Annotated in this window: 18 protein-coding genes; all 18 read left to right on the forward strand. The window is 65.9% G+C overall.

What is annotated here, in order from left to right; genetic code table 11:
* Nucleotides 1-76: 76 nt before the first annotated feature.
* The 18 genes from ACHAA4_RS13090 to ACHAA4_RS13175 all read left to right on the forward strand — a co-directional run bounded on the left by ACHAA4_RS13090 (nt 77) and on the right by ACHAA4_RS13175 (nt 22,596).
* Nucleotides 77-1,027, forward strand: coding sequence for a cation diffusion facilitator family transporter (locus ACHAA4_RS13090; protein WP_435774621.1), 951 nt, complete (start codon nt 77-79; stop codon nt 1,025-1,027).
* A 113-nt stretch (nt 1,028-1,140) separates the two neighbouring features.
* Nucleotides 1,141-2,022: a superoxide dismutase family protein gene (locus tag ACHAA4_RS13095; protein ID WP_435774622.1), complete on the forward strand. Its 882-nt coding sequence runs from the start codon at nt 1,141-1,143 to the stop codon at nt 2,020-2,022.
* 285 nt (nt 2,023-2,307) lie between these two features.
* Nucleotides 2,308-5,292 carry a DUF4040 family protein gene (locus ACHAA4_RS13100; protein WP_435774623.1) on the forward strand — a complete coding sequence of 995 codons (2,985 nt, stop codon included), beginning with the start codon at nt 2,308-2,310 and terminating at the stop codon, nt 5,290-5,292.
* Nucleotides 5,289-5,783 (forward strand): sodium:proton antiporter, encoded by a 495-nt coding sequence (locus ACHAA4_RS13105; RefSeq protein ID WP_435774624.1) that lies wholly within the window; start codon nt 5,289-5,291, stop codon nt 5,781-5,783. The genes ACHAA4_RS13100 and ACHAA4_RS13105 overlap by 4 nt, the downstream gene beginning before the upstream one ends.
* A complete protein-coding gene (locus tag ACHAA4_RS13110; RefSeq protein WP_435774625.1) occupies nt 5,780-7,384 on the forward strand; it encodes a monovalent cation/H+ antiporter subunit D family protein in 1,605 nt (534 codons plus the stop codon). Before ACHAA4_RS13105 ends, ACHAA4_RS13110 begins: the two co-directional genes overlap by 4 nt.
* Entirely contained in the window at nt 7,381-7,785 is a 405-nt protein-coding gene (locus ACHAA4_RS13115; protein ID WP_435774626.1) for a Na+/H+ antiporter subunit E, read from the forward strand. The genes ACHAA4_RS13110 and ACHAA4_RS13115 overlap by 4 nt, the downstream gene beginning before the upstream one ends.
* Complete coding sequence (locus ACHAA4_RS13120) at nt 7,782-8,048, forward strand: MrpF/PhaF family protein (protein WP_435774627.1); 267 nt, start codon at nt 7,782-7,784, stop codon at nt 8,046-8,048. The genes ACHAA4_RS13115 and ACHAA4_RS13120 overlap by 4 nt, the downstream gene beginning before the upstream one ends.
* Nucleotides 8,048-8,407, forward strand: coding sequence for a cation:proton antiporter (locus ACHAA4_RS13125; RefSeq protein ID WP_435774628.1), 360 nt, complete (start codon nt 8,048-8,050; stop codon nt 8,405-8,407). Before ACHAA4_RS13120 ends, ACHAA4_RS13125 begins: the two co-directional genes overlap by 1 nt.
* A gap of 39 nt (nt 8,408-8,446) precedes the next feature.
* Nucleotides 8,447-9,718 (forward strand): YihY/virulence factor BrkB family protein, encoded by a 1,272-nt coding sequence (locus tag ACHAA4_RS13130; protein WP_435774629.1) that lies wholly within the window; start codon nt 8,447-8,449, stop codon nt 9,716-9,718.
* A gap of 458 nt (nt 9,719-10,176) precedes the next feature.
* Nucleotides 10,177-12,006, forward strand: a complete 1,830-nt coding sequence (locus ACHAA4_RS13135; RefSeq protein ID WP_435774630.1) for an ABC transporter substrate-binding protein — start codon at nt 10,177-10,179, stop codon at nt 12,004-12,006.
* Between the two features lie 143 nt (nt 12,007-12,149).
* The gene (locus ACHAA4_RS13140; protein ID WP_435774631.1) at nt 12,150-13,673 is read left to right on the forward strand and encodes an ABC transporter permease; all 1,524 of its coding nucleotides are present in this window, start codon (nt 12,150-12,152) and stop codon (nt 13,671-13,673) included.
* Nucleotides 13,670-14,836, forward strand: coding sequence for an ABC transporter permease (locus tag ACHAA4_RS13145; RefSeq protein ID WP_435774632.1), 1,167 nt, complete (start codon nt 13,670-13,672; stop codon nt 14,834-14,836). The genes ACHAA4_RS13140 and ACHAA4_RS13145 overlap by 4 nt, the downstream gene beginning before the upstream one ends.
* A complete protein-coding gene (locus tag ACHAA4_RS13150) occupies nt 14,836-16,557 on the forward strand; it encodes an ABC transporter ATP-binding protein (protein ID WP_435774633.1) in 1,722 nt (573 codons plus the stop codon). The genes ACHAA4_RS13145 and ACHAA4_RS13150 overlap by 1 nt, the downstream gene beginning before the upstream one ends.
* Nucleotides 16,558-16,783: 226 nt before the next feature.
* Entirely contained in the window at nt 16,784-18,373 is a 1,590-nt protein-coding gene (locus ACHAA4_RS13155) for a peptide ABC transporter substrate-binding protein (RefSeq protein WP_435774634.1), read from the forward strand.
* 202 nt (nt 18,374-18,575) lie between these two features.
* Nucleotides 18,576-19,502, forward strand: coding sequence for an ABC transporter permease (locus tag ACHAA4_RS13160; RefSeq protein ID WP_435774635.1), 927 nt, complete (start codon nt 18,576-18,578; stop codon nt 19,500-19,502).
* Nucleotides 19,495-20,427, forward strand: a complete 933-nt coding sequence (locus ACHAA4_RS13165; protein WP_435774636.1) for an ABC transporter permease — start codon at nt 19,495-19,497, stop codon at nt 20,425-20,427. The genes ACHAA4_RS13160 and ACHAA4_RS13165 overlap by 8 nt, the downstream gene beginning before the upstream one ends.
* 13 nt (nt 20,428-20,440) lie before the next feature.
* A complete protein-coding gene (locus ACHAA4_RS13170; RefSeq protein ID WP_435774637.1) occupies nt 20,441-21,544 on the forward strand; it encodes an ABC transporter ATP-binding protein in 1,104 nt (367 codons plus the stop codon).
* Nucleotides 21,541-22,596 carry an ABC transporter ATP-binding protein gene (locus tag ACHAA4_RS13175; RefSeq protein WP_435774638.1) on the forward strand — a complete coding sequence of 352 codons (1,056 nt, stop codon included), beginning with the start codon at nt 21,541-21,543 and terminating at the stop codon, nt 22,594-22,596. Before ACHAA4_RS13170 ends, ACHAA4_RS13175 begins: the two co-directional genes overlap by 4 nt.
* The last annotated feature ends 114 nt before the right edge of the window (nt 22,597-22,710 follow it).

Below are 22,710 nucleotides of genomic sequence, written 5' to 3' on the forward strand. Positions count from 1 at the left end.
CCTCTTGCTGAGAACGCTTCTGCGTCCGGCTCGCAGCTTAGGAGATCCCAGCTGCACTGGGGAGAATGGTCCTACGATGCACCACCACGATCATGGCGCCCACGCCGGCGCCGAGAACCCCGCCGGGACTCCCGCACAGGCGCGCTCCCACCGCCGTCGGCTGGCCATCGCCTGCGCCATCACCGTGGGAATCGTCCTGGCCCAGGCGGTCGGTGCCTGGGTCACCGGGTCACTCGCGCTGCTCACCGATGCGGTGCATTCACTCACCGACAGCATCGGGCTGGGCGTCGCGCTGGTGGCTGCGGGCCTGATGTACCGCGCGGCCACGGCCCAGCGCACCTGGGGGTTCCGCCGGGTGGAGATCCTGGCCGGCCTGCTCCAGGCGACGCTGCTGCTGGGCGTGGGCATCTATGCCGCGGTCGAAGGCATCAGCCGACTCGGCGCCCCGCCGGTCATCATGCACCTGGAGCTGCTGCTCTTCGGCGCGGCCGGCCTGGCCGGCAACGTCATCTCGCTGCTGGTCCTCGCCTCGGGCCGGAAGGCCAGTCTGAACATGCGAGCCGCGTTCCTCGAGGTCAGCGCCGACGCGCTGGGGTCACTGTCGGTGATGATCGCCGCCGTCGTCATCTGGACCACCGGCTGGCAGCAGGCCGACGCCGTCGCCGCGCTGGCCATCGCGGCACTGATCATCCCGCGCGCGCTGCTGCTGCTCCGCGAGACCGCCCGGGTGCTCCTGGAGTTCGCCCCGCGCGGGCTGGACCTGGAGAAGGTCCGGGAACACATGTTGACCCAGGACCATGTCCAAGACGTCCACGATCTGCACGCCTCCACCGTCGCCACCGGACTGCCCGTGATCTCGGCCCACGTGGTGCTCGACGACGCCTGCTTCCGCGAAGGCTGCGTCCCGGAGACCCTCAGCCGGCTCAAGACCTGCGTGGCCGAGCACTTCGACGTGGCAGTGGAGCACTCCACCTTTCAGCTCGAGCCGCCCAGCATCGCCGCCGGAGAGACCCACACCCACGCCTGAGTGCGACGGCCCGAATCCCCGCGGCTGCGGAGCTGGACGACACGGGTGCGAGGAGTTCCACGATCCGAGCGGAAAGTCGTGACCAGACAGGGCGGCCGGTAGGCTGTGCGCTCATGAGCACTCCACCTCTCAGAACCTCCGGGCGCAGGTTCCGCGGCCTCCCGCTGACCGGGATCGCGCTGCTCGCCGCGCTCTCGCTGGCGGGCTGCGGCGACGGGGATCAGGACGGCGCCGCCGGCACCGACGACGACGCGGCGCAGGTCGACTCGGACACGGGAGACGGCGCGGACACGGCAGACGGCGCGGACACCGCAGACGACTCAGACACTGGGGACGACTCAGACACCGAAGGCGACGAGGACGGCGAGCAGGATCCGCAGGCCGGACCGAGCAGCTCCGAGAATCCCTTCGCGACTGCGGAGATCACCGATATGGCCTCCAACGGCATCGGCACCGTGAGCTTCACCGAGGTGGAGAACGGGGTGCTCATCGAGGCTGAGGTCCACGACCTGGAGGCGGGCTTCCGCGGCATCACCATACACGAGCGCGGAGTGTGCGAACCCCAGTCCAGCTCTGAGGCCGGGGTCTTCGGCGACTTCGAGTCCTCCGGCGGGCACCTCGTCGGGACCACCGAGGAAGACATGGGCATCGTGGAGGGGGAGGAGGCTCCCCAGGAGGAGGCGGCCGAGACCAACCTCGATGACCTCTCCGAAGCGGCCCCACCCACAGAGCCCGACGCCGTCACCCACCCTGACCATGCCGGCGACCTGCCCAATCTGCTGGTCAACCAGGACCGTACCGGCTGGCTGAGCCTGATCAGCGATCGGCTGGTCCCAGACGACCTGCTCAGCGGCGAAGGCAGCTCCGTCATCGTCCACGCCCAGGCGGACAACCATGGCAACGTCCCCGAGCGCTACTTCGGCCCCGACGCGGAGACCCTGACCAATGGAGACTCCGGCAGCCGCGTGGCCTGCGGCGTCGTCGAGGAGCAGTGACGCTCCCGGGGGTGAGGCAGACGCCGCGTCGAGCCCCGGCGCGGAGGTTGATCAGTGGTGATGCACCCTCCCTGTAGCACGGATCACAACGGAGCATGGTCCGCCCTCCATGATCAGGACTCAATTGCTGAGAGATCAGCCCGATGGATATAGTCGATCACTGGTGTGCCGGGAAGACTGGTCGGCGATGAGCTTCACCGCGCCGTTTCACCCCGCACCGACTGGAGGCACCATGCACCTGCAAAGACCTTCCATGCGCTCCGGGGCACCGGCGGTGGTCCGCCCATGACGCTCATGGTGCTCCTGCTGCTGACCTTCGCCCTGGTCCCGATAGGCGTCCTGGTCCATCGTGCCCTCGGCCGCGACACCGGCTTCTTCGCCGCCGTGGCGCTGACCGGGATCGGCGTGGCCACGCTGCCGTGGCTGAGCACCCTGCTCGACGGGGGAGTGCTCGAGGAGCACCTGCCCTGGATCCCGACCATCGACGTCGGGCTCAGCCTGCGCCTGGACGGGCTCGGGATGGTCTTCCTGCTGCTGATCATCTTCATTGGCGCGCTGGTCATGGCCTACTCCGCGCGGTACTTCTCGGCCAAGAAGAAGACTGGCGACTATTACCTGTGGATGCTGATGTTCGTCTTCGCGATGAGCGGCATGGTCATCGCCGACGACCTGATTCTGCTCTTCGTGTTCTGGGAGTTCACCACGCTGTGCTCCTTCTTCCTGATCAACCGCTCCGGGGACAAGGCTGCGGCCCCGGCCCAGCGCACGCTGCTGATCACCGCCGCCGGCGGGCTGGGCCTGCTCACCGCGGTGCTGCTGATCATCGTGGAGACCGGCACCACCCGGATGTCCGAGGCGCTGACACACACCGCCTGGCAGGACAACACCACCTTCACCTCCGTGGTCGCGGTGCTCATCGCCTTCGCCGCGTTCACCAAGTCCGCGCAGTTCCCCTTCCACCTGTGGCTGCCCGATGCGATGGTCGCCCCCGCTCCGGTCTCCGCCTATCTGCACGCCGCCGCCATGGTCAAGGCAGGCATCTACCTGCTGCTGCGCTTCTCCCCGGTCTTCGAGGAGTCCACGCTCTGGCAGGTGCTGTTGATCAGCTGTGGTCTGACCACCGCCCTGATGGGTGCGCTCTTCGCCCTGCAGCGCCACGACATCAAAGAGATCATGGCCTACTCCACGGTCTCTCAGCTGGGCTTCCTGGTCGCCGTCATCGGCATCGGCACCCCCACCGCGCTGGTGGCCGCCACGATCCACGTCATCGCCCACGCATTGTTCAAATCCGCGCTGTTCATGATGGTCGGCATCATCGAGCACGAAGCCCACTCGCGAGACATCCGCCGGCTCAACGGGCTGAGCAAGACCATGCGCGTCTCGCTGGTGATCACCTTGGTCTCCTCGCTCTCGATGGCCGGGGTCCCGCCGCTGCTGGGCTTCGTCTCCAAGGAACACCTGCTCGCCGGGTTCCTCTCCGCAGACATGCCCGCCGCACTGACCTGGACGCTGACGCTGATGGCCGTGCTCGCCGCGATCGGCACCTTCGCCTACTGCGGGCGCATCGTGCTCGGCGCGTTCACCAGCTACACCGGCGCCGGATCCAAGGACGAGTTCCACGAGCCCATCGACCCTGCCACGCCGCATGAGGCCCCGGCCAGCTTCTACCTTCCCGCGCTGCTGCCCGCCGCCGCGGGACTGGTGCTCGGCTTCATCCCGTTCGTCTTCGACGGACTGGTCACCCGGGCCGGTGAGGCCGCCCAGACCGGGACCTACGCGGCAGAGTTCGCGCTCTGGCACGGCTTGAACACCGAGCTGATGCTCTCAGCGGTGATCGTCGGCGGAGGGCTGCTCGCCGTCGTGATGCGCGCCCGGCTGGACAGCCTGATTCCGCGCACGATCCTGCCCTTCACCGGTGTCCAAGTCGTCGAGTCGATGCGCCTGGGCGCGATCAACTTCGGCCGCCGGGTCGGCGACATCACCCGCACAGACATGCACGGAGTGCACCTGGCTGCCCCGGGTATCCTGCTGGCCGGCGTGTTCATCGCCGGGATGGTCGTCGCGCCGGAGGTCGGCGAGTTCGATCCGGGCCACACCCGGATGACCGACTGGGTGCTGATCGCGCTGCTGGTCTGTTTCCTCGCCGGCACCGTGATCGCCGAGAACCGAGCGGCCGCCGTCGTCCTGGCCGGTGGCGCTGGCTTCGTCGTCGCTGCCTGGTACTTCGCGCTCGGCGCGGTGGATGTGGGCATGACCCAGCTGCTCGTGGAGATCCTCACCGTGGTGGTGCTGGTCCTGGTGCTGCGCAAGCTGCCCAAGCGCTTCCACAAGGTGACCCGCACCCGACGCACCGTCTCCATCGCCGTGGCCCTGGCCTTCGGCGTGATGGCCTTCGCCGCGACCTTCGCCCTCACCGGGCGGCGCGGACAGTCCCCGGTGGCCGAGTGGTACCTGGAGAATACCTACGAGGAGACCGGCGCGCTTAACGTGGTGAACTCGATCCTGGTGGACTTCCGCGCGCTGGACACCTTCGGAGAGCTCACCGTGCTCGGCGTGGCGGGCTTCGCGATCCTGGCGCTGCTGAACTCATCCTTCGCCACCTCGGACAACGAGCCGCCCGCCTCGAGGCAATGGTCCGGGACCCCGCTGGACCACCCGGGGGACAACACCACCGCCATGCGCAGCGTCTTCAACTGGATGGCACCGTTCATCGTGCTGCTCTCCCTGATCCTGCTGCTGCGCGGCCACTACGAATCCGGCGGCGGCTTCATCGCCGCGCTGGTCGCCGGCGGCTTCTTCGCGCTGCGTTACCTGGTGGCCCCCTCGGACACCTCGGTGAAGCTTCGCTTCGACTACGCGATGGTGATCGTGGGCGGCATCATCGTCGGCGCCGCCACCGGTCTCGCCGGCTACCTCGAGGGCTCGTTCCTGCGCCCTGTCGTGATCGCGGAGGGGCTGCCCATGCCGTGGGGCTCCGACGCCGGGTTCTCCCTGACCACGGCGCTGATCTTCGACGTCGGGATATATCTGGCCGTGATCGGCGCTGTGCTCGTAGCGCTGGACCGGCTCGGCCAGGCCCAGCGCTACCCCGCGGAGCTGCTCAAGGCCCACCGACGGGCCCACGGCACCAGCGAGTCAGAGCTCTCCACGTTGAAGGTCCCCGCCGGCTACCACGCGGACCCCGGCGACCTTCCCTTCGAAGTGCAGTCGGATGAGTCCTGGCCAGGGGTCCAACCGGAGAACGATCCGAGAGGGGTGAATGACCGATGAGCATCGCCATCGCCGTCGGGCTGCTCACCGCCGCGGCCGTCTACCTGTTCATGCAGCGCGGCATGGTGCGGATCGTGCTGGGCTTCGTCCTGGCCAGCCACGCCGCCAACCTGATGCTCTTCGCCGCCGGCAACACCGCGTTCCGCGGAGTGCCCTATGTGGGCTCCGGCGAGGTCGGCGAGCAGGCGGATCCGCTGCCGCAGGCCTTCGTGCTGACCGCCATCGTGATCGCCTTCTCCATCACCATGTTCATGGTGACCCTGGCGATCACCACCACCACCGACGACGACACCGAGGACGTGGAAGTGTCCCCGGCGCGGCTGCTCGCGGCTGACCGCGGCGACACCAACGACGCCGGCTTCTTCGGTCTGACCACCGAGTCCGGTGACATCGTGGTCCAGCACGGGGAGGACGAGACCGGAGAGCCCTGGCCGGAGAAGGTCCCCGGGGCGACGACGCCCACCGAGACCCAGGAGGGAGACGCCCGATGACCGAGACACTTCCTCCGCTGCTGCCCCTGCTGGTCGGGCTCCCGCTGCTGCTCGCCGCCGTGGGCGTCGCGCTGCGCAAGAAGCGCCTTGCCCGCCACGTGATCAGCCTCGGCACCCTTGCCGGGCTCTTCATCTTCGCGGTGCTGCTGGTCATCGCCACCGGCGACGGAACGATCCTGGTCCACCAGGTCGGACTCTGGGACTACGGCGTCTCGATCCCATTCGTGGTCGACGCGCTCTCCGCGCTGGTGCTGATGATCATGTCGGTGCTCGCCATCGCCAGCGTGCTCTTCGCGATGGCCACCCATGAGGCCCGGGCGCGGTTCTTCCACCCCTTCGTGCTGGTGCTCATGGCGGGCGTCTCCGGTGCTCTGATGACCGGTGACATCTTCAACCTGTTCGTGTTCATCGAGGTCATGCTGCTGCCCTCCTATGGCCTTCTGGCCATGATGGGCGCCAAGCTCGGCGCCCACGGCGCGCGGATCTACGTCTCGGTGAACCTGCTCGCCTCCACGCTGCTGCTGGTCGGCATCGCCCTGGTCTATGCCACCGCCGGGACCGTGAACCTGGCCGAGCTGCACGGGGCGGGCAAGGACGACCCCGCCGTCGCCCTCGCCGGCGGCGTGGTGCTGACCGCGATCGCGATCAAGGCTGCGGTGGTGCCGGTCCACGGCTGGTTGACCCGCACCTACGCGATGACCTCACCCGCGGTCACCGCGCTGTTCTCCGGGATCCACACCAAGGTCGCGATCTACGCGATCTACCGCATCTATTCGCTGCTCTTCGACGGCGACGAGCGCTTCCTCTGGGTGGCGCTGGTGATCACCTCAGCCACCATGCTGATCGGCGTGCTGGGCGCGGTCGGGGAGAAGACCACCCGTTCGATCCTGGTCTTCCACATGATCAGCCAGATCGGGTACATTCTGATCGGCGTCGGGCTGTTCACCCTGCTGGGACTCACCGCCGCGATCTTCTACCTGCTCCACCACATGATCGTGAAGGCCTCGCTCTTCCTCTCCACCGGTGCGATCGAAGAGACCTATGGCACCGGGGAGATCGACAAGCTCGGCGGCATGCTCAAACGTGAGCCGCTGATCGCGGTGACCTTCATGGTCGCGGCGCTCTCGCTGGCAGGGCTGCCGCCGTTCTCCGGGTTCGTCGCCAAGTTCGCGATCATCCAGGCCACCCTGGCCGAATCCCATTACTGGGTGGCCGCCGTCGCGGTGGTGGTCTCGATCTTCACGCTGCTCTCGATGCTGAAGATCTGGACCGGCGTCTTCATGGGACCGGAGCCCGATGACCTCCAGGAGCGTGCGCTGACCTATCAGCAGCGCATGCACGGCAAGCGCTACCTGCGGGTCCAGGCGCAGGCGGAGACTCCGACGCTGACCATCGGCCCGCCGACGGCGACCACCTCCGCGGTGCTCGCCGGCAAACAGGCGGTCAAGGTCCCGTTCAAGCTGATCTTCCCCGCGATCCTGCTGGCCGCGATCACCCTGTTCTTCGGGCTCGGGGCGGAGCTGCTGATGGGCTGGTCGGAGACCGCGGCGCAGAACCTGCTCAATCCACTGGACTATGTGAGGGCGGTGAGCGGAGCATGAGCTGGCCATTTCGGATCATCGGATTCCTCCTCTGGTACACCAAGGAGTTCATCTCTGCGAACCTCTCGGTGACCGCCGAGGTGCTCCGGCCGCGAGGACGCTCCAAGATGAAGCCTGCGATCGTCGCGGTCCCGGCCGCCTCGCGCAGCGACAGCGAGTGGACGCTCATCTCTTCGCTGATCACGCTCACCCCGGGCACGCTGACGATCACGATCTCCAAGGAGCACGGGATCCTCTACGTGCACGGGATGTTCGTGGAGAACCGCGAACAGCTGGTGGGCGAGATCCAGGAGATGGAGGACCGCATGCTGCACGCCATGCGCCGGGTCCCCGGGGATCTCACCCGCCCCACCGAGCTCCCGGTGGTCCGCCCGCTGGATGAGGCAGGTGAGGGCCGATGATCTCCGAATGGACCCTTGAGGTGGCGCTGATCCTGCTCGCCGTCGGCATGGTCATCGCCTCGGTGCGCGGGCTGCTCGGCCCACGCACCATGGACCGGGCCGTGGCGGCAGACCTGATCTTCTTCGCCACCATCGGCTTCGTCGCCCTGATCGGACTGCGCACCAACATCGAGGCGCTCTTCGACATCATCCTCATCGCCACGCTGCTGGGCTTCATGGCCGCGCTGTCGATGGCTCGACTCGGATCAGGAGGTCGCCGCTGATGGAACTCACCGATCTTGCCGACATCGTCGGTCTGGTGTTCATCTTTCTGGGCATCGCCACGATCATCATCTCCGCCATCGGGCTGTTCAAGCTTCCCGATCTCTACCTGCGCGCCTCGGCTGTGGGCACCTCCGCAGGTCTCGGCGTCGCCTCCATCGTCCTGGGTGCGCTGATGATGGATTTCAGCGGGCTGAACCTGATCAAGGCGATCATCGCGATCATCGCTCAACTGCTCACCTCCGCGGTGGGATCCATGGCCATCGCCAGGGCCGGGTACCTCAACAATGCCCTCCCAGCGCCGATCACACATATCGACGAGCTGCGACTCACCCGACGTGAGGTGTCAGGGGGTCGCTGAACAGTTGGTGCTGAGTTCACATGCGGCTAGTTTGAACCCATGAGCACTCATTCCGACCCGCAGGGTCAGCCCGAGGACCCCAGCCCTGCCAGCCGCGCCGCTGGGGCACTGAAACCCCACCGTGCCCCACGGCACCACATCGAGGACCACGGTCGGACCGGGGGCACCGTGCACCATGGTGACCAGCTGCGCGTCGGCACCCTCTCCGCGGCCGCAGACCAGCCGTTCATGGTCAAGAACCGTCAGCGGGAGGACTTCGAGCAGTCCTTCTCGGGAGACAGCGAGGATCGCAAGACCTCGTCCCCGGTGAAGCTGACCGGCAAGACCTGGAAGTACAGCGCCAAGCGGACCCTCACCGAGTTCGGCCGGGACAGCTGCACCGATCTGGCCGCGGGGCTGACCTACTACGCCGTGCTCTCGGTCTTCCCGGCACTGATCGCGCTGGTGTCACTGATGTCCTTCGTCGGGGAGGGGGAGCGGACCCAGGAGTTCCTGCTCTCGACCGCCGCACAGATGGTCGAATCGGAGACGATGGAGCAGCTCCGCGATCCCATCATCGCGATCACCAGCGTGGAGGGCGCAGGCATCGGACTCGCCCTCGGTCTCCTCACCGCGCTGTGGACCGCCTCGAACTACGTGAACGCCTTCTCCCGGTCGATGAACCGGATCTACGAGGTGGAGGAGGGCCGTTCAATGCTGAAGCTGCGTCCGCTTTTCTACCTGATCACCGCGGGACTTCTCGTGCTGGTGGCGACAGCGGTCTTCCTGCTGCTGACTTCCGGGCCGATCGCGCAAGCCGTGGGGGACACCGTCGGGCTCGGCGAGACGGCCGTGACGATCTTCAACTGGGCCACCTATCCCGCCCTGCTCCTCGTGGCGGCGATCTGCATCGCGATGCTCTACTACGCCACGCCAAACCTGAGTCAGCCCGGAGCGCGCTGGATCTCCGCCGGAGCCGTGCTGGCGATCCTGGTCATGGTGCTCGCGACCACCGCCGTGTTCTTCTACGTCGCGAACTTCAGCAACTACGAGGCCACCTACGGGGCGCTGGCAGGCGTCATCGTCTTCCTGATCTGGATCTACATCATGAACCTGGTCCTGCTCCTGGGGGCCGAATTCGACTCCGAGCTGGAACGCGGACGGCAGCTGCAGAGCGGCATCGAGGCCGAGCGCACCATCATGCTTCCGCCGCGCGACATGGGCGCCGCAGAGAAGAAATCCAAAAAGTACGAGGACCTCGTCGCACAGGGTCGGGCGCTGCGCATGACCAAGGGGGAGACCTCCGATCCGGAGACCTCCTGGCGACGCTGAGCGACGCCGCATGAGCATCTTCGTAACACTCTGACTTATTCGCAGGTCAGGCGCGCTACTGGCCAGTAGCAGAGATCTGGGGTGAATGTTGCTTACGTGTTTCAAGTAGCAATGTGCTGTTCCTCACAGAATGTACGGACATGTGACCGCCTGGTAACTCCCGTGTGATTCCCCTGGCGGAATCGCACGGGAGTTTCTCTATATCAGGGGCTTTGTTGCATGTTTCACACATGTTTTCCCTCTGCGTGGCGACGCTGTCACCTGGCGTGATCTGAGTCATATCCGACTCGGTTGTCCCGGGTAACGATTCAGTCACGTGAGTCGAATCAGACATCGCGACAGCGAGGCCGACCGTAGTCTGGTTCGCACATTGAACCGGTGTTAGATGGGTCACCTTCTCGAGGGATGAGAAGTGGACGTCGCAGCGGTCACATCGCATTGAAGGATGAGGAGCAACTGTGAAACTGAGGAAACTCTCTGCGGCGACGGCCCTGATGGCCACCGGCGCACTTGTGCTCTCCGGATGCACCCCCGGCGGCGGCAATGGTGACGCCGACGGTGAGGGCAACGGGGACTCGAACGGCAGCACCGACGCGATGAGCGCGGAGGGCCAGCAGTTCACCACCGAACCAGAGGACACCGGCAAGGCAGACACCGACCTCGAGACCATGGATGACGAGATCTCGGTCTCCATCGGCGAGACCGAGTTCATCAGCTACAACGGCTTCACGCCGGAGACCTATAGCACCTACAACTCCGTGGTGGTCAACCGGGTCCTCGAAGGCTTCGGCTACTGGGGCACCGACAATGTCTGGTACGCCAACGAGGACTTCGGCTCCTACGAGGTCATCAGCGAAGATCCCTTCACGGTGGAATACACCATCGGGGAGGACGTCTCCTGGTCTGACGGGACCCCCGTCACCGTGGCCGACTACGTGCTCGACTGGGCTTACCAGAACGCCGAGCTGACCAACGCCGACGGCGACCCGCTGTTCAACGGCATCTCGCAGACCTACGGCGAGCGTGTGCTCGAAGGCCCGCAGGGCGATCCCGAGGGCAAGACCTTCACCATCGAATACACCGAGCCCTACGCCGACTGGGAGATCCTCGTGGGCTCCGCACTGCCGGCCCACGTGGTCGCCGAGCAGAGCGACATGGAGCTCGATGAGCTGGTCACGGCCGTCCGAGAGGCCGACACAGAGGCTCTCGAGCCGGCGGCCGAGTTCTGGAACGAAGGCTGGTTCACCGATCCCGGCACGCTGCCGGACGAGGAGCTCATGCCCGTGACCGGCCCCTACAAGATCGACAACTGGCAGGCCGGCGAGTCGCTGACCGTCAGCGCGAACGAGGAGTACTGGGGCACCGGACCAGGCACCGACCGGATCGTGTTCCGCTTCGTCAACGATGGTCAGCACGTTCAGGCCCTGGAGAACGGCGACCTCAACATCGCCCGCCCGCAGGCCACCGTGGACACCCGTGGCCAGCTCGAGCGGCTTGAGGATCAGTTCGTGCTGCACGAGGGTGAGGCTGCCACCTGGGAGCACCTGGACTTCAACTTCAACGATGGTGCATTCTCCGAGAGCCTGGAGCTGCGCGAGGCGTTCGCGATGTGCGTGCCTCGTCAGCAGATCGTGTCCAACCTGATCGAACCGGTCAACCCCGAGGCCTCGGTGCTCAACGCCCGTGAATCCCTGAGCTTCGATGAGAACTACGAGGAGATCGTCTCCGAGAGCTACGACGGCGCCTATGACGAGGTCGATGTCGAGGGTGCCCGCGAGATCGTCGAAGCCGAGGACGCCGTCGGCACCGAGGTCCGCATCGGCTACGCCGGTCCCAACCCGCGCCGCACCGACACCGTGGCCGAGATCAAGGCCTCCTGTGACGAGGCAGGCTTCGAGATCATCGATGAGGGTGGCGAGGACTTCTTCGCTCCGGGCGGCGCCCTCGAGACCGGTGACTACGAGGTCGCGCTCTTCGCCTGGGCCGGCTCCGGCCAGATCGTCTCCGGACAGAACATCTACTCCACGGATCGTCCGCAGAACTACGGCGGCTACTCCAACGAGACTGTGGACGACCTGTTCAACCAGCTCGCCACGACCGAAGACGCCGACGAGCAGCAGGAGATCATCGTCGGCATCGAGCAGGAGCTCTGGGCAGACCTGTTCGGGATCCCGCTCTACGTGCACCCGCAGCTCTCCGGCTCCGACATCACGATCAGCAACGTCCGCGACACCGCTTCGCAGGACCAGATCGTGTGGAACGCCGAGCAGTGGCAGCGCGCCGAGTGATCTCAGCAGTCCGCAGGTCCGACTCGGCTGAGCATCTCGGCTGATCCAAGGACCGTCTGCATCGGTGGGGTTCGATCCGGAAGAACTCCGGATCGAACCCCACCGATGCTTCCCCCACAGCTCGTGGAAGGTACAACCACCCCGTGTACAGCTATGTTCTGAAACGCCTACTCAGCGCCGTCGCGGTGCTCTTCGGCGCCTCCCTCCTCGTCTTCGTCCTGGTGATCAACTCCGGTGATCCGCTTCTGGAGCTGCGCGAGTCCAATGCGGACAACGTCGAATTCCTGATCCAGCAGCGCATCGCGTTCATGAATCTCGACGAGCCCTGGTACTCCCGGTACTGGATCTGGCTCTCCGGAATCGCAGGCTGCGCCGTCGGTGCCTGTGACTTCGGGACCAATATGAGCGGACAGGACGTCGGCGCCATGGTGGCTAACTCGGCCTCCTCTACGCTGCGCCTGGTCTTCCTGGCCACCATCCTCTCGATCATCATCGGTATCCTCACCGGCATCGTCACCGCGATCCGGCAGTACTCCTCCCTGGACTACGCCGTCTCCTTCTTCGTCTTCCTCTTCTTCTCGCTGCCGGTCTTCTGGGCCGCGGTGCTGGCCAAGGACTGGATGGGCATCACGTACAACAACTGGCTTCGGGAGCCGAACTTCACCTGGACGCAGATCTTCATCGTCGCAGTGGTCGTTGCCATCCTGGTGCCGCTGCTCCTCGGCGGCTCCGCCCGGCGACGCCTGCTCACCGGGGCAGTGATGTTCGGCTTCGTCCTCGTGGTGATGCCGCTGATGGACTCGCTGAACTACGCCCGCGAACCCCGGCTGGGCCCCGCGGTCATCACCCTGCTCGGCGTCGGGCTCGCCTTCGGACTCACCGCGCTGCTCTCCGGGCTGAAGAACCGTCGAGTGCTGTACTCGGCGCTGACTGTGGTGGGGCTCGGCCTGGTCTCCTACTACGCGACCTTCTGGCTGCTGATCGACCCTCCCGGCGGCTGGCTCACCATCGCGGGCCTGTTCCTAATCACCATCGCACTCGCGGTTCTCGTGGGGCGGACCATGGGCGGCCACGCCAAGGGCCAGGCCGTGGCCGTCAGCGTGATCACCGCCGTGCTTTTCGCAGTGATGGTGCTGCTGGACCACTTCATGCGAGCCTGGCCGGGGTTCCTGAGTCTGAAGCCGCGACCGATCGCGACGATCGGCTCCTCCTCGCCCAACTTCACCGGGGACTTCTGGGAGGTCGCCCTGGATCAGGGGACGCAGCTGGTCCTGCCGACCACGATCCTGATGCTGGTCTCGGTCGCCACCTATACCCGTTACACCCGAAGCTCCATGCTGGAGGCCGTGAACCAGGACTACATCCGCACGGCACGCGCCAAGGGTGTCAATGAGCGCACGGTGATCTTCAAGCACGCCTTCCGCAACTCCATGATCCCGCTGACCACCATCGTGGCCTTCGACTTCGCAGGACTGATCGGCGGGTCCGTGGTCGTCGAGCAGGTGTTCGGCTGGTCCGGCATGGGCAACATGTTCGTGACCGGCCTGGGCAACGCGGATCCTGCGCCCGTCATGGCGTTCACCCTTATCACCGGCACCGCCGCGGTGCTGTTCAACCTGATTGCGGACCTCACATATGCGGTCCTGGATCCGAGGATTCGAGTATGAGCCAGACACCCCCCATCCCGCCCGAGGACGTCCGCTCCGCCACCGAGGCGGAGGACGCCAAACTCGCCAGCGAACAGCGCTCCTATTCTCAGGGTCAGCTGGTCCGGCGCAGGTTCTTCGCGCACAAACCGGCCGTCGTGTCCATGGCGGTGCTGATCTTCATCATCCTGCTCTCGGTGACCTCCATAGGCTTCTCCGGCCAGGGCACCGGCTGGTGGTCGAAGAGCTTCTCCGCCACAGGTCTCACCGTGGAGGGCGGCCGCCCCACCATGTTCAACGGTGGGTTTCTCGGTGAGCATCCCTTCGGCCAGGACAGCATCGGCCGGGACTATTTCGCCATGGTCATGCGCGGCACCCAGCAGTCCCTGCTGGTCGCCCTCGGCGTCGCACTCTCCTCCACCGTCCTGGGTGTGCTCGTCGGAGCTCTGGCAGGCTATTTCCGCGGATGGGTCGAGGCGGTGCTGATGCGCATCACCGACGTGGTCATCGTGGTCCCGCTGCTCGCCCTCGCTGCGGTCTTCGGCGCCTATGCCCAGAACCTTCCGGGCGGTACGCTGACGCTCGCTCTGGCGATCGGACTGGCCACCTGGACCGGCACCGCTCGACTCGTCCGCGCCGAGATCCTTTCGCTGCGTGAGAAGGAGTATGTCTCCGCAGCGGTCGCCATGGGCGCTCATCCCGCGCGGATCATTCTCAAGCACATGCTGCCCAACAGCATCGGGGTGATCGTGGTCAACGCCACCTTCGCCATCGCTGCAGCCATCCTGCTGGAGACCACACTGTCCTACCTCGGCTTCGGCATCCAGCCTCCGGAGACCTCGCTGGGCGCGCTCATCCAGGACAACCAGAACGCCTTCACCACCAGGCCTTGGCTGTTCTGGTTCCCGGGACTCTTCATCATCGGCATCGCGCTGAGCGTGAACTTCATCGGTGATGGGCTCCGCGACGCCATCGATCCGCGGCAGAAGCGCACCGGCTCCAGACGTCCCGGCTGGCGGACAGCCTTCGGCCTGCTGGGCCAGGCCACCGCAGAGGAGCGTGCGGGCAAGCAGGTCACGGAGCTCTCCGGAGGTCCCACCCAGCTGCAGCCGCCGGCGGGCATGACCGACCACGGTCCAGACCTCGGACACGATCCGACCGACGAGAAGAAGAGGGACTCCTGATGGCCCAGCCAGTGCTGACCTATAAGGACATCCGCGTCAGCTTTGCCACCGAGTTCGGTGACGTGGACGCGGTCAAGGGCGTCTCCTTCGACGTCATGCCCGGCGAAGTCGTCGCCGTCGTCGGTGAATCCGGCTCCGGCAAGTCGGTCACCTCTTCCACGGCCATGGGACTGCTGCCGGAGAACGCGAGCGTAGAAGGTGAGGTGCTGCTCGATGGCCAGAGCGTGCTCGGCATGTCCACCGCCGAGCTGCGCAGGCTGCGCGGTGCGGACATCAGCATGGTCTTCCAGGAACCGATGACCGCGCTGAACCCGGTGCTTCGCGTGTCGGATCAGCTGGTTGAGGCGCTGCAGGTTCACGACGTCGCCTTCGGCGGCGCGGCGCTGGAGAAGTCGATCGAGCTGCTCGAACGTGTGGGCATCCCGGATGCCCGGACCAAGATCGAGCAGTACCCGCACCAGTTCTCCGGGGGCCAGCGGCAACGCATCGTGATCGCGATGGCGATCGCCTGCGGACCGAAGGTGATCATCGCCGATGAGCCCACCACGGCTCTGGACGTCACGGTCCAGGCCGAGATCCTCGATCTGCTGCGCGAGCTCAAGGATGAGCTGAACACCGGCATCCTGCTGATCACCCACAATATGGGCGTGGTCGCGGACATGGCGGACCGCGTGGTGGTGATGCTCAACGGCGAGGTCGTGGAGACCGGGCCGGTGGCCAAGATCCTCGGCCACCCCGAGCATCCGTACACCCGACGTCTGCTCGCGGCCATGCCGCTGCTGCGTGAGGCCGGGGACCCCTCGCTCGAGCAGGAGCGCGTGGCCGTCACCGAGCGTGCCGGTGCTCAGGCGAGTGGATTGGCCTCGGCTGATACGGCAGGCAGTGGAACGGGCGTCGTGCCGCCGGCGCTCGAGGCCAAGGACGTCGCGCTGGAGTACAAGTTCCGCCGCAAGGCCACCCGCGTGGTGCATGATCTGAACTTCACCGTCCAGCCCGGCGAGATCATGGGGCTGGTGGGGGAGTCCGGGTCCGGAAAATCCACTGTGGCGAAGGCGGTCCTGGGTCTGCTCGATGTGGCCGAGGGCGAGCTGCGCGTGCGGGGCGAGAACATGCCCGCGCTTCCCGCGAAGCAGAAGAAGGCACTCAAGCGGGAGATCGGTGTGGTCTTCCAGGACCCTGCCGCTTCGTTGGACCCTCGGTTCCCGATCGGCGACATCATCACCGAGCCCATGGTGGTGCACAAAGAGGGTGACAAGGAATCCAGGATGGCGCGAGCCCGCGAGCTGCTCGACGCCGTGCGGCTTCCCACCAGTGTGCTCAACCGCTACCCGCATGAGCTCTCCGGCGGGCAGCGGCAGCGCATCTCCATCGCCAGGGCACTGACTCTGAACCCCACCCTGCTGATCGCAGACGAGCCCACCTCGGCGCTGGACGTCTCGGTGCAGGCTGCGGTGCTGGAGCTGTTCTCCGAGCTCCAGCAGCACTACGGGTTCGCGTGTCTCTTCGTCAGCCACGACCTCGCAGTGGTGGATTCGCTGGCGCACAAGGTGCTGGTCATGCAGAACGGACGCACGGTGGAGCAGGGAACCACGGACCAGGTCCTGCGCCACGCTCGAGAGCCCTACACGCAGCGGCTGCTCGCCGCCGCCCCGGTGCCGAACCCTGAGGCCCAGGCTCGCCGCCGCACCGAGCGCCAGCGGCTGCTGGCCGCTCTTGGCTGAAGCACGGTGAAGTGCAGCATCGAGTAGCAGAGAATACACGTTCACATGAACGGAACCTGAAACACAGCTGAAAAATTGCCCTGCTAAACTCGCTCCCACAGGTGACCCACGCAACACTCTCGCGTGAGTCCCCGGATGCCCATAAAGCTCTCATCTTCTCGAGGAGTAATCGAATATGCACGTCAACAAGACATCCCGTCGCCATCGTGCGACGGGCGCTGTAGCCGTGTCCGCGGCCGCAGCCCTGGTGCTCGCGGCCTGCGGCGGCGGTGACGACAACGGTGGAGACACCGGCAACGGCGAGCCCGCTGAAGGCGTCGAAGGCGGCGGGACCGTCTCGGCCTACAACTGCGAACCGCAGTTCCTGGTCCCCGCGAACTCCACCGAGGTCTGCGGCTCCTGGGTCCTGGGCTCCCTGTTCACCGGTCTCACCCAGACCGACTTCGACACCTACGAGCCCACTGCGGGCGTGGCGGAGTCCTGGGACACCGAGGACAACGTGACCTGGACCTTCACCCTGGGTGAGGACTGGACCTTCCACGACGGCGAAGAGATCACCGCACAGACCTTCGTGGACACCTACAACTGGGCCGTTGATCCGGACAACGCGCAGCAGAGCGCGAACTTCTTCGACAACTTCCTGGGCTACCAGGAGGTCGTCGACGGTGACGCCGAGGAGATGGAAGGCGTCCGCGCAGTCGACGACTACACCCTCGAGATCGAGCTCACCGAGCCCTTCTCCCCGCTGCCCGACATGCTCACCTACACCGCGTTCTACCCGATGCCCTCGGTGGCCTATGACGACATCGAGGCCTTCGAAGAGGCTCCGGTCGGCAATGGTCGTTACATGATGGACGGCGTGTGGGAGCACGACCAGCAGATCGCGGTGAACCGCTACGAGGACTGGGCCGGCGAGAACCCCGGCCTTCCGGAGCGCATCGAATGGCGCATCTACTCCGAGGTCGACACCGCGTACCTGGACGTCCAGGCCGGCAACCTCGACATCCTCGACAACGCCCCGGCGAACCGCCGCACCACGGTGGAGGCCGACTTCGGCGACAACGCGCAGGACTTCGACACCTCGTCCTTCACCTACCTGGGCTTCCCGCTGTACCAGGAAGAGTTCCAGGACGTCGACGTGCGCCACGCGCTCTCCATGGCGATCGATCGTGAACTGATCATCGACAACATCTTCGACGGCGCGCAGACCCCGGCAGAGAACATCATTCCGCCGGACCTGATCGAGGGCAACGAGAACACCTGCGAGTTCTGCCAGTACGATCCCGAGGCTGCCGCAGACCTCTACGAAGAGGCCGGCGGTCCGGACGAGCTGACCGTCTACTTCAACTCCGGCGCAGGTCACGAGGACTGGGTCGAAGCCGTCGCCAACCAGTGGCGCGACAACCTGGGCATCGAGGACATCACCTTCGAGTCCCTCGAGTTCGCCCAGTACCTCGGTCTCCACGACGAGCAGTCGATCACCGGACCGTACCGTCTGGGCTGGACGCTGTCCTACCCCAGCGCGCAGTACGCGATGGAGCCGATCTACTCCACCGGAGCCTCCTCGAACTACGCCGACTACTCCTCGGACGAGTTCGACCAGCTGATCAGCCAGGCCAATTCCGAGACCGATCCGGACGCGGCCGCAGGGCTCTACACCGATGCCGAGGCGGTCCTCCTCGAGGACATGCCGGTCATCCCGATGTGGTTCACCAACTACCAGGTCGTGCACAGCGACCGGATCGACGGTGAGTCGATCTTCATGGACCAGGCCACCTTCACCCGCCTCGAGCAGGTCGTGGTGACCCAGGAGTAATCCTGGATCCCTTCAGAGGCGCGGCCTGCGCGAGAATTCGCGCAGGCCGCGCCTCTGGCATGTCGGCTTCACCGGATTCATGGAAATCCCGTCCGACTCCCTATCATTGATCGCGGCGTCGCCCCCGGCTGCGGAGAAGACCTCTCCGCCGAGACAGACGCTCGGCGCACCCGCGCCACCGCCCGCACCCACAAGGACAGCAATGACCCGCTATATCATTCGGCGTCTGCTCCAGTTCATCCCGGTCATCCTCATCTCCACGTTGATCGTCTATGCACTGGTGTTCGCCATTCCCGGTGACCCGATTCGGGCACTGGCCGGAGATCGGCCCATGAGCGACGCCGTCCGGGAGACGCTGCGCGAGCAGTACAACCTGGACGATCCGTTCCTCGTCCAGTACTTCAAGTACATCTGGGGCATCGTCACCGCTCTGGACTTCGGCTCGACCTTCAACGGCCGTCCGGTCACCGACATCATCGAACAGCGACTGCCCGTCACCGCGACGCTTGCCCTCGTGACCCTCGTGATCCAGACGATCATGGGCATCATCGCCGGCATCCTCGCCGCCCTGTACCGCGACCGCTTCTTCGACCGTTTCGTCCAGGTCTCCACCGTGACCATGGTGGCCTTGCCCACCCTGGTCATCGGTTTCCTGCTGCAGCTGATCTTCGGGCTGAACCTCGGATGGTTCCCGATCGCCGGGGTGAACAACGGCGTGTCCAGCTACATCCTGCCGGCGCTGACCATGGCAGCGGTGTCCACCGGCATCCTGGCCCGACTGGTGCGCAGCGAGCTGTTGGACTCGCTGAAGTCGGACTATGTCCGCACAGCGACCGCCAAGGGCATGAAGCGCACCCGCGTGATCACCCGCCACGGGCTTCGCAACTCGCTGATCCCCGCGGTCACCTTCATCGGCGCCGACCTGGCAAGCATGTTGGGCGGGTCGATCATCGTGGAGACGATCTTCAACCTGCCCGGGCTGGGCCAGCAGGTCTTCGCCTCCATCCAGGGACAGGAGGGCACCGTCGTCGTCGGAATCGTGACCCTCTTCGTGCTCTTCTTCGTGGTGATCAACCTGATCGTTGATCTCCTCTATGGCCTTCTCGACCCAAGGATCCGTTATGAGTGAGACACACCGACCCGAAGCGCGGGTGGAACCGATCGACTCGACGATCGCCCCCGAAGGAGAATCCACCAAGAAGGTCGAAGAGGCGAGCCTGCTCGCTGACGCCTGGCGTTCGCTGCGGAGGAACCCCTGGTTCATCATCTCCGCGGTCCTGCTGGTGATCTTCCTCAGCATGGCGATCTTCCCGCAGCTTTTCACCAACAACGACCCCCGCGAGTGCCTCCTGGGACGCAGCCGACAGGCGCCCTCCGCCGAGCACTGGTTCGGCACCGACATCCAGGGCTGCGACTACTACAGCCGCGTCATCTACGGTGCGCGGAACTCCATCGCCGTCGGATTCATCGTGGCCATCGGCACCTTCATCATCGCCGTGGTCCTGGGCCTGGTCGCCGGTTACTTCGGCTCCTGGGTCGACGCCGTGATCTCGCGCATCACCGACATGGTCTTCGCCGTGCCCTACATCCTGGGTGCGCTGGTCTTCCTCAACGTGCTGGAGTCCCGCGGCGTGCGCGAAGTGGCCTTCGTGCTGATCATCTTCATGTGGCCCACCATGACCCGCCTGATGCGCGGCTCGGTGATCTCCGTGGTCAACTCCGAGTTCGTGCTCGCCGCCCGCGCCCTGGGCGCTGGCCCGATCACCATCATGCGCCGCCACATCTTGCCGAACTCGCTCGGACCGGTGATCGGCTACGCCACGGTGTTCACCGGCATCATCATCGGTGCCGAGGCCACGCTGACCTTCCTCGGTGTGGGCCTGCAGCTGCCTGCCATCTCCTGGGGCCTCCAGCTCTCGGACGCGCAGCCGTTCCTGCAGACCGTGCCGCACCTGCTGCTGTTCCCAGTGATCTTCGTCGGACTCACCGTGTTCGCATTCATGACCCTGGGCGACGCCATCCGCGACGCCCTCGATCCCAAATCCAAGAAGTGAAGGGCTGGATCTCATGACTGAATCCCAGACCTCGACCCGGCCCAACCCCGGGACCCGACCCGGCGACGCCCCGCTGCTGGAGGTCAAAGACCTCCAGGTGGAGTTCCGCACCAAGGCCGGCGTGGCCAAGGCCATCAACGGACTGAACTTCACCCTGCATGCGGGGGAGACCCTCGCGATCCTGGGCGAATCCGGTTCGGGCAAGTCTGTGACCGCACAGACCATCATGGGCATCCTCGACATGCCGCCCGGTCGCATCGCTGGCGGCGAGATCCGCTACCGCGGCGAGGACCTGCTGACCATGGACGAGGAGTCGCGGCGAAAGCTGCGCGGCGGGAAGATCGCAATGATCTTCCAGGACGCCCTGTCCTCGCTGAACCCGGTCCTGCCTGTCGGCTGGCAGATCGCTGAGATGTTCCGTGTCCACCGCGGGATGAAGCGCAAAGAGGCCAAGGTCAAGGCCGTGGAGATGATGCAGCGCGTCGGCATCCCCGGCGCTGAGGAGCGGGCGGGCGACTTCCCGCACCAGTTCTCCGGCGGGATGCGCCAGCGCATCATGATCGCGATGGCCATCGCCCTGGACCCCGACGTGCTGATCGCCGATGAGCCCACCACTGCCTTGGATGTCACCGTCCAGGCCCAGGTGATGCGGCTGCTGAAGGATCTGCAGAACGAGTTCAACATGGGTCTGATCCTGATCACCCACGACCTCGGCGTGGTCGCCGACGTCGCCGACAAGATCGCGGTGATGTACTCCGGTCGTGTGATGGAGGCCGCCGACGTCTACGAGATCTACGGAAAGCCGGGTCACCCCTATACCCAGGGGCTGCTGAACTCGATCCCGAGGATCGACGACGAGGGCGGACGCCTGCGCGCGATCTCCGGACTGCCGCCCTCGCTGACCGACATGCCCTCGGGCTGCCCGTTCAATCCGCGCTGCGAGTTCGCCACCGCCCGCTGCACCACCGAACGCCCAGAGCTGCGTCTCGTCGCCGAGGGGCACCTCTCGGCGTGCCACTACGCCGAGGACGTCTACGCCGGCACCGCCACCCGCACCCGGCGCCCGTCACCCACCGGTGCCGGGATGATCGACCTCTCTGAGGAGGCACCAGAATGAGCATGCCCGTTCCCACCGCCGCCGTGGATCCCTTCGCCGACAAGCCATCGGTCCTCGAGGTCGACGGCCTGGTCAAGCACTTCCCGATCACCCAGGGCATCGTGTTCCAGCGCAAGGTCGGCGCCGTGAAGGCCGTCGACGGGGTGAGCTTCAACCTGCGCCAGGGCGAGACCCTGGGCATCGTGGGGGAGTCCGGCTGCGGCAAGTCCACCCTGGCGAAGCTGCTGATGCGCCTGGAGGAGCCCGACGCCGGCACCGTGAAGTTCCGCGGCGAGGACTTCCTCTCGGTCAAGGGCGACGAGCTGCGCCGGCTGCGGCGCAAGATCCAGATCATCTTCCAAGACCCCTACACCTCGCTGAACCCCCGCATGTCGGTGGGTGACATCATCGCCGAGCCGTTCAAGCTGCACCCGGAGGAGAAGCCCAAGCAGGGGATCCGCAACCGGGTCAAGGAGCTCCTGCACCTGGTCGGGCTGAATCCCGAGCACATCAACCGCTATCCGCACCAGTTCTCCGGCGGACAGCGCCAGCGCATCGGGATCGCCCGCGGCCTGGCCCTGAACCCTGACGTCATCATCTGCGACGAGCCCGTCTCGGCGCTGGACGTCTCGGTCCAGGCGCAGGTGATGAACCTGCTCGATGATCTGCAGAAGGAATTCGGGCTCAGCTACATCTTCATCGCCCACGACCTCTCGGTGGTCCGGCACATCTCCGACCGGGTCGGGGTCATGTACCTGGGCAAGCTCGCCGAGCTGGGCACCCAGGACGAGATCTACACCGGTCCGGCACACCCCTACACCCAGGCGCTGCTCTCCGCGGTGCCGCTGCCTGATCCCACCCTGCGTGGCGCGCGCGAGCAGATCGTGCTGCAGGGGGACCCGCCGAACCCGGCGAACCCGCCCTCGGGCTGCCGGTTCCGCACCCGCTGCTGGAAGGCCACGGAGGTCTGCGCGACGCATGAGCCGGAGCTGATCTCACGAGGTCAGATCACTCAGCTCGCCGCCTGCCATCACGCCCAGCAGAACGAGAAGATCATGCCGGCCCACGGCTAGGCCTGAGGCTGCGTCGCAGGTGTCGGTGAGCCGGCGTCGCAGGCGCAGCCTCAGCTCCTGCTCTGGCGCATCGGGTCAGACGGTGATCACCGTCATTGCCGCACTCGCCGCTCA

This window comes from Nesterenkonia maliinae (assembly GCF_051262655.1).
In the GTDB taxonomy this organism is placed as follows: Bacteria; Actinomycetota; Actinomycetes; order Actinomycetales; family Micrococcaceae; genus Nesterenkonia.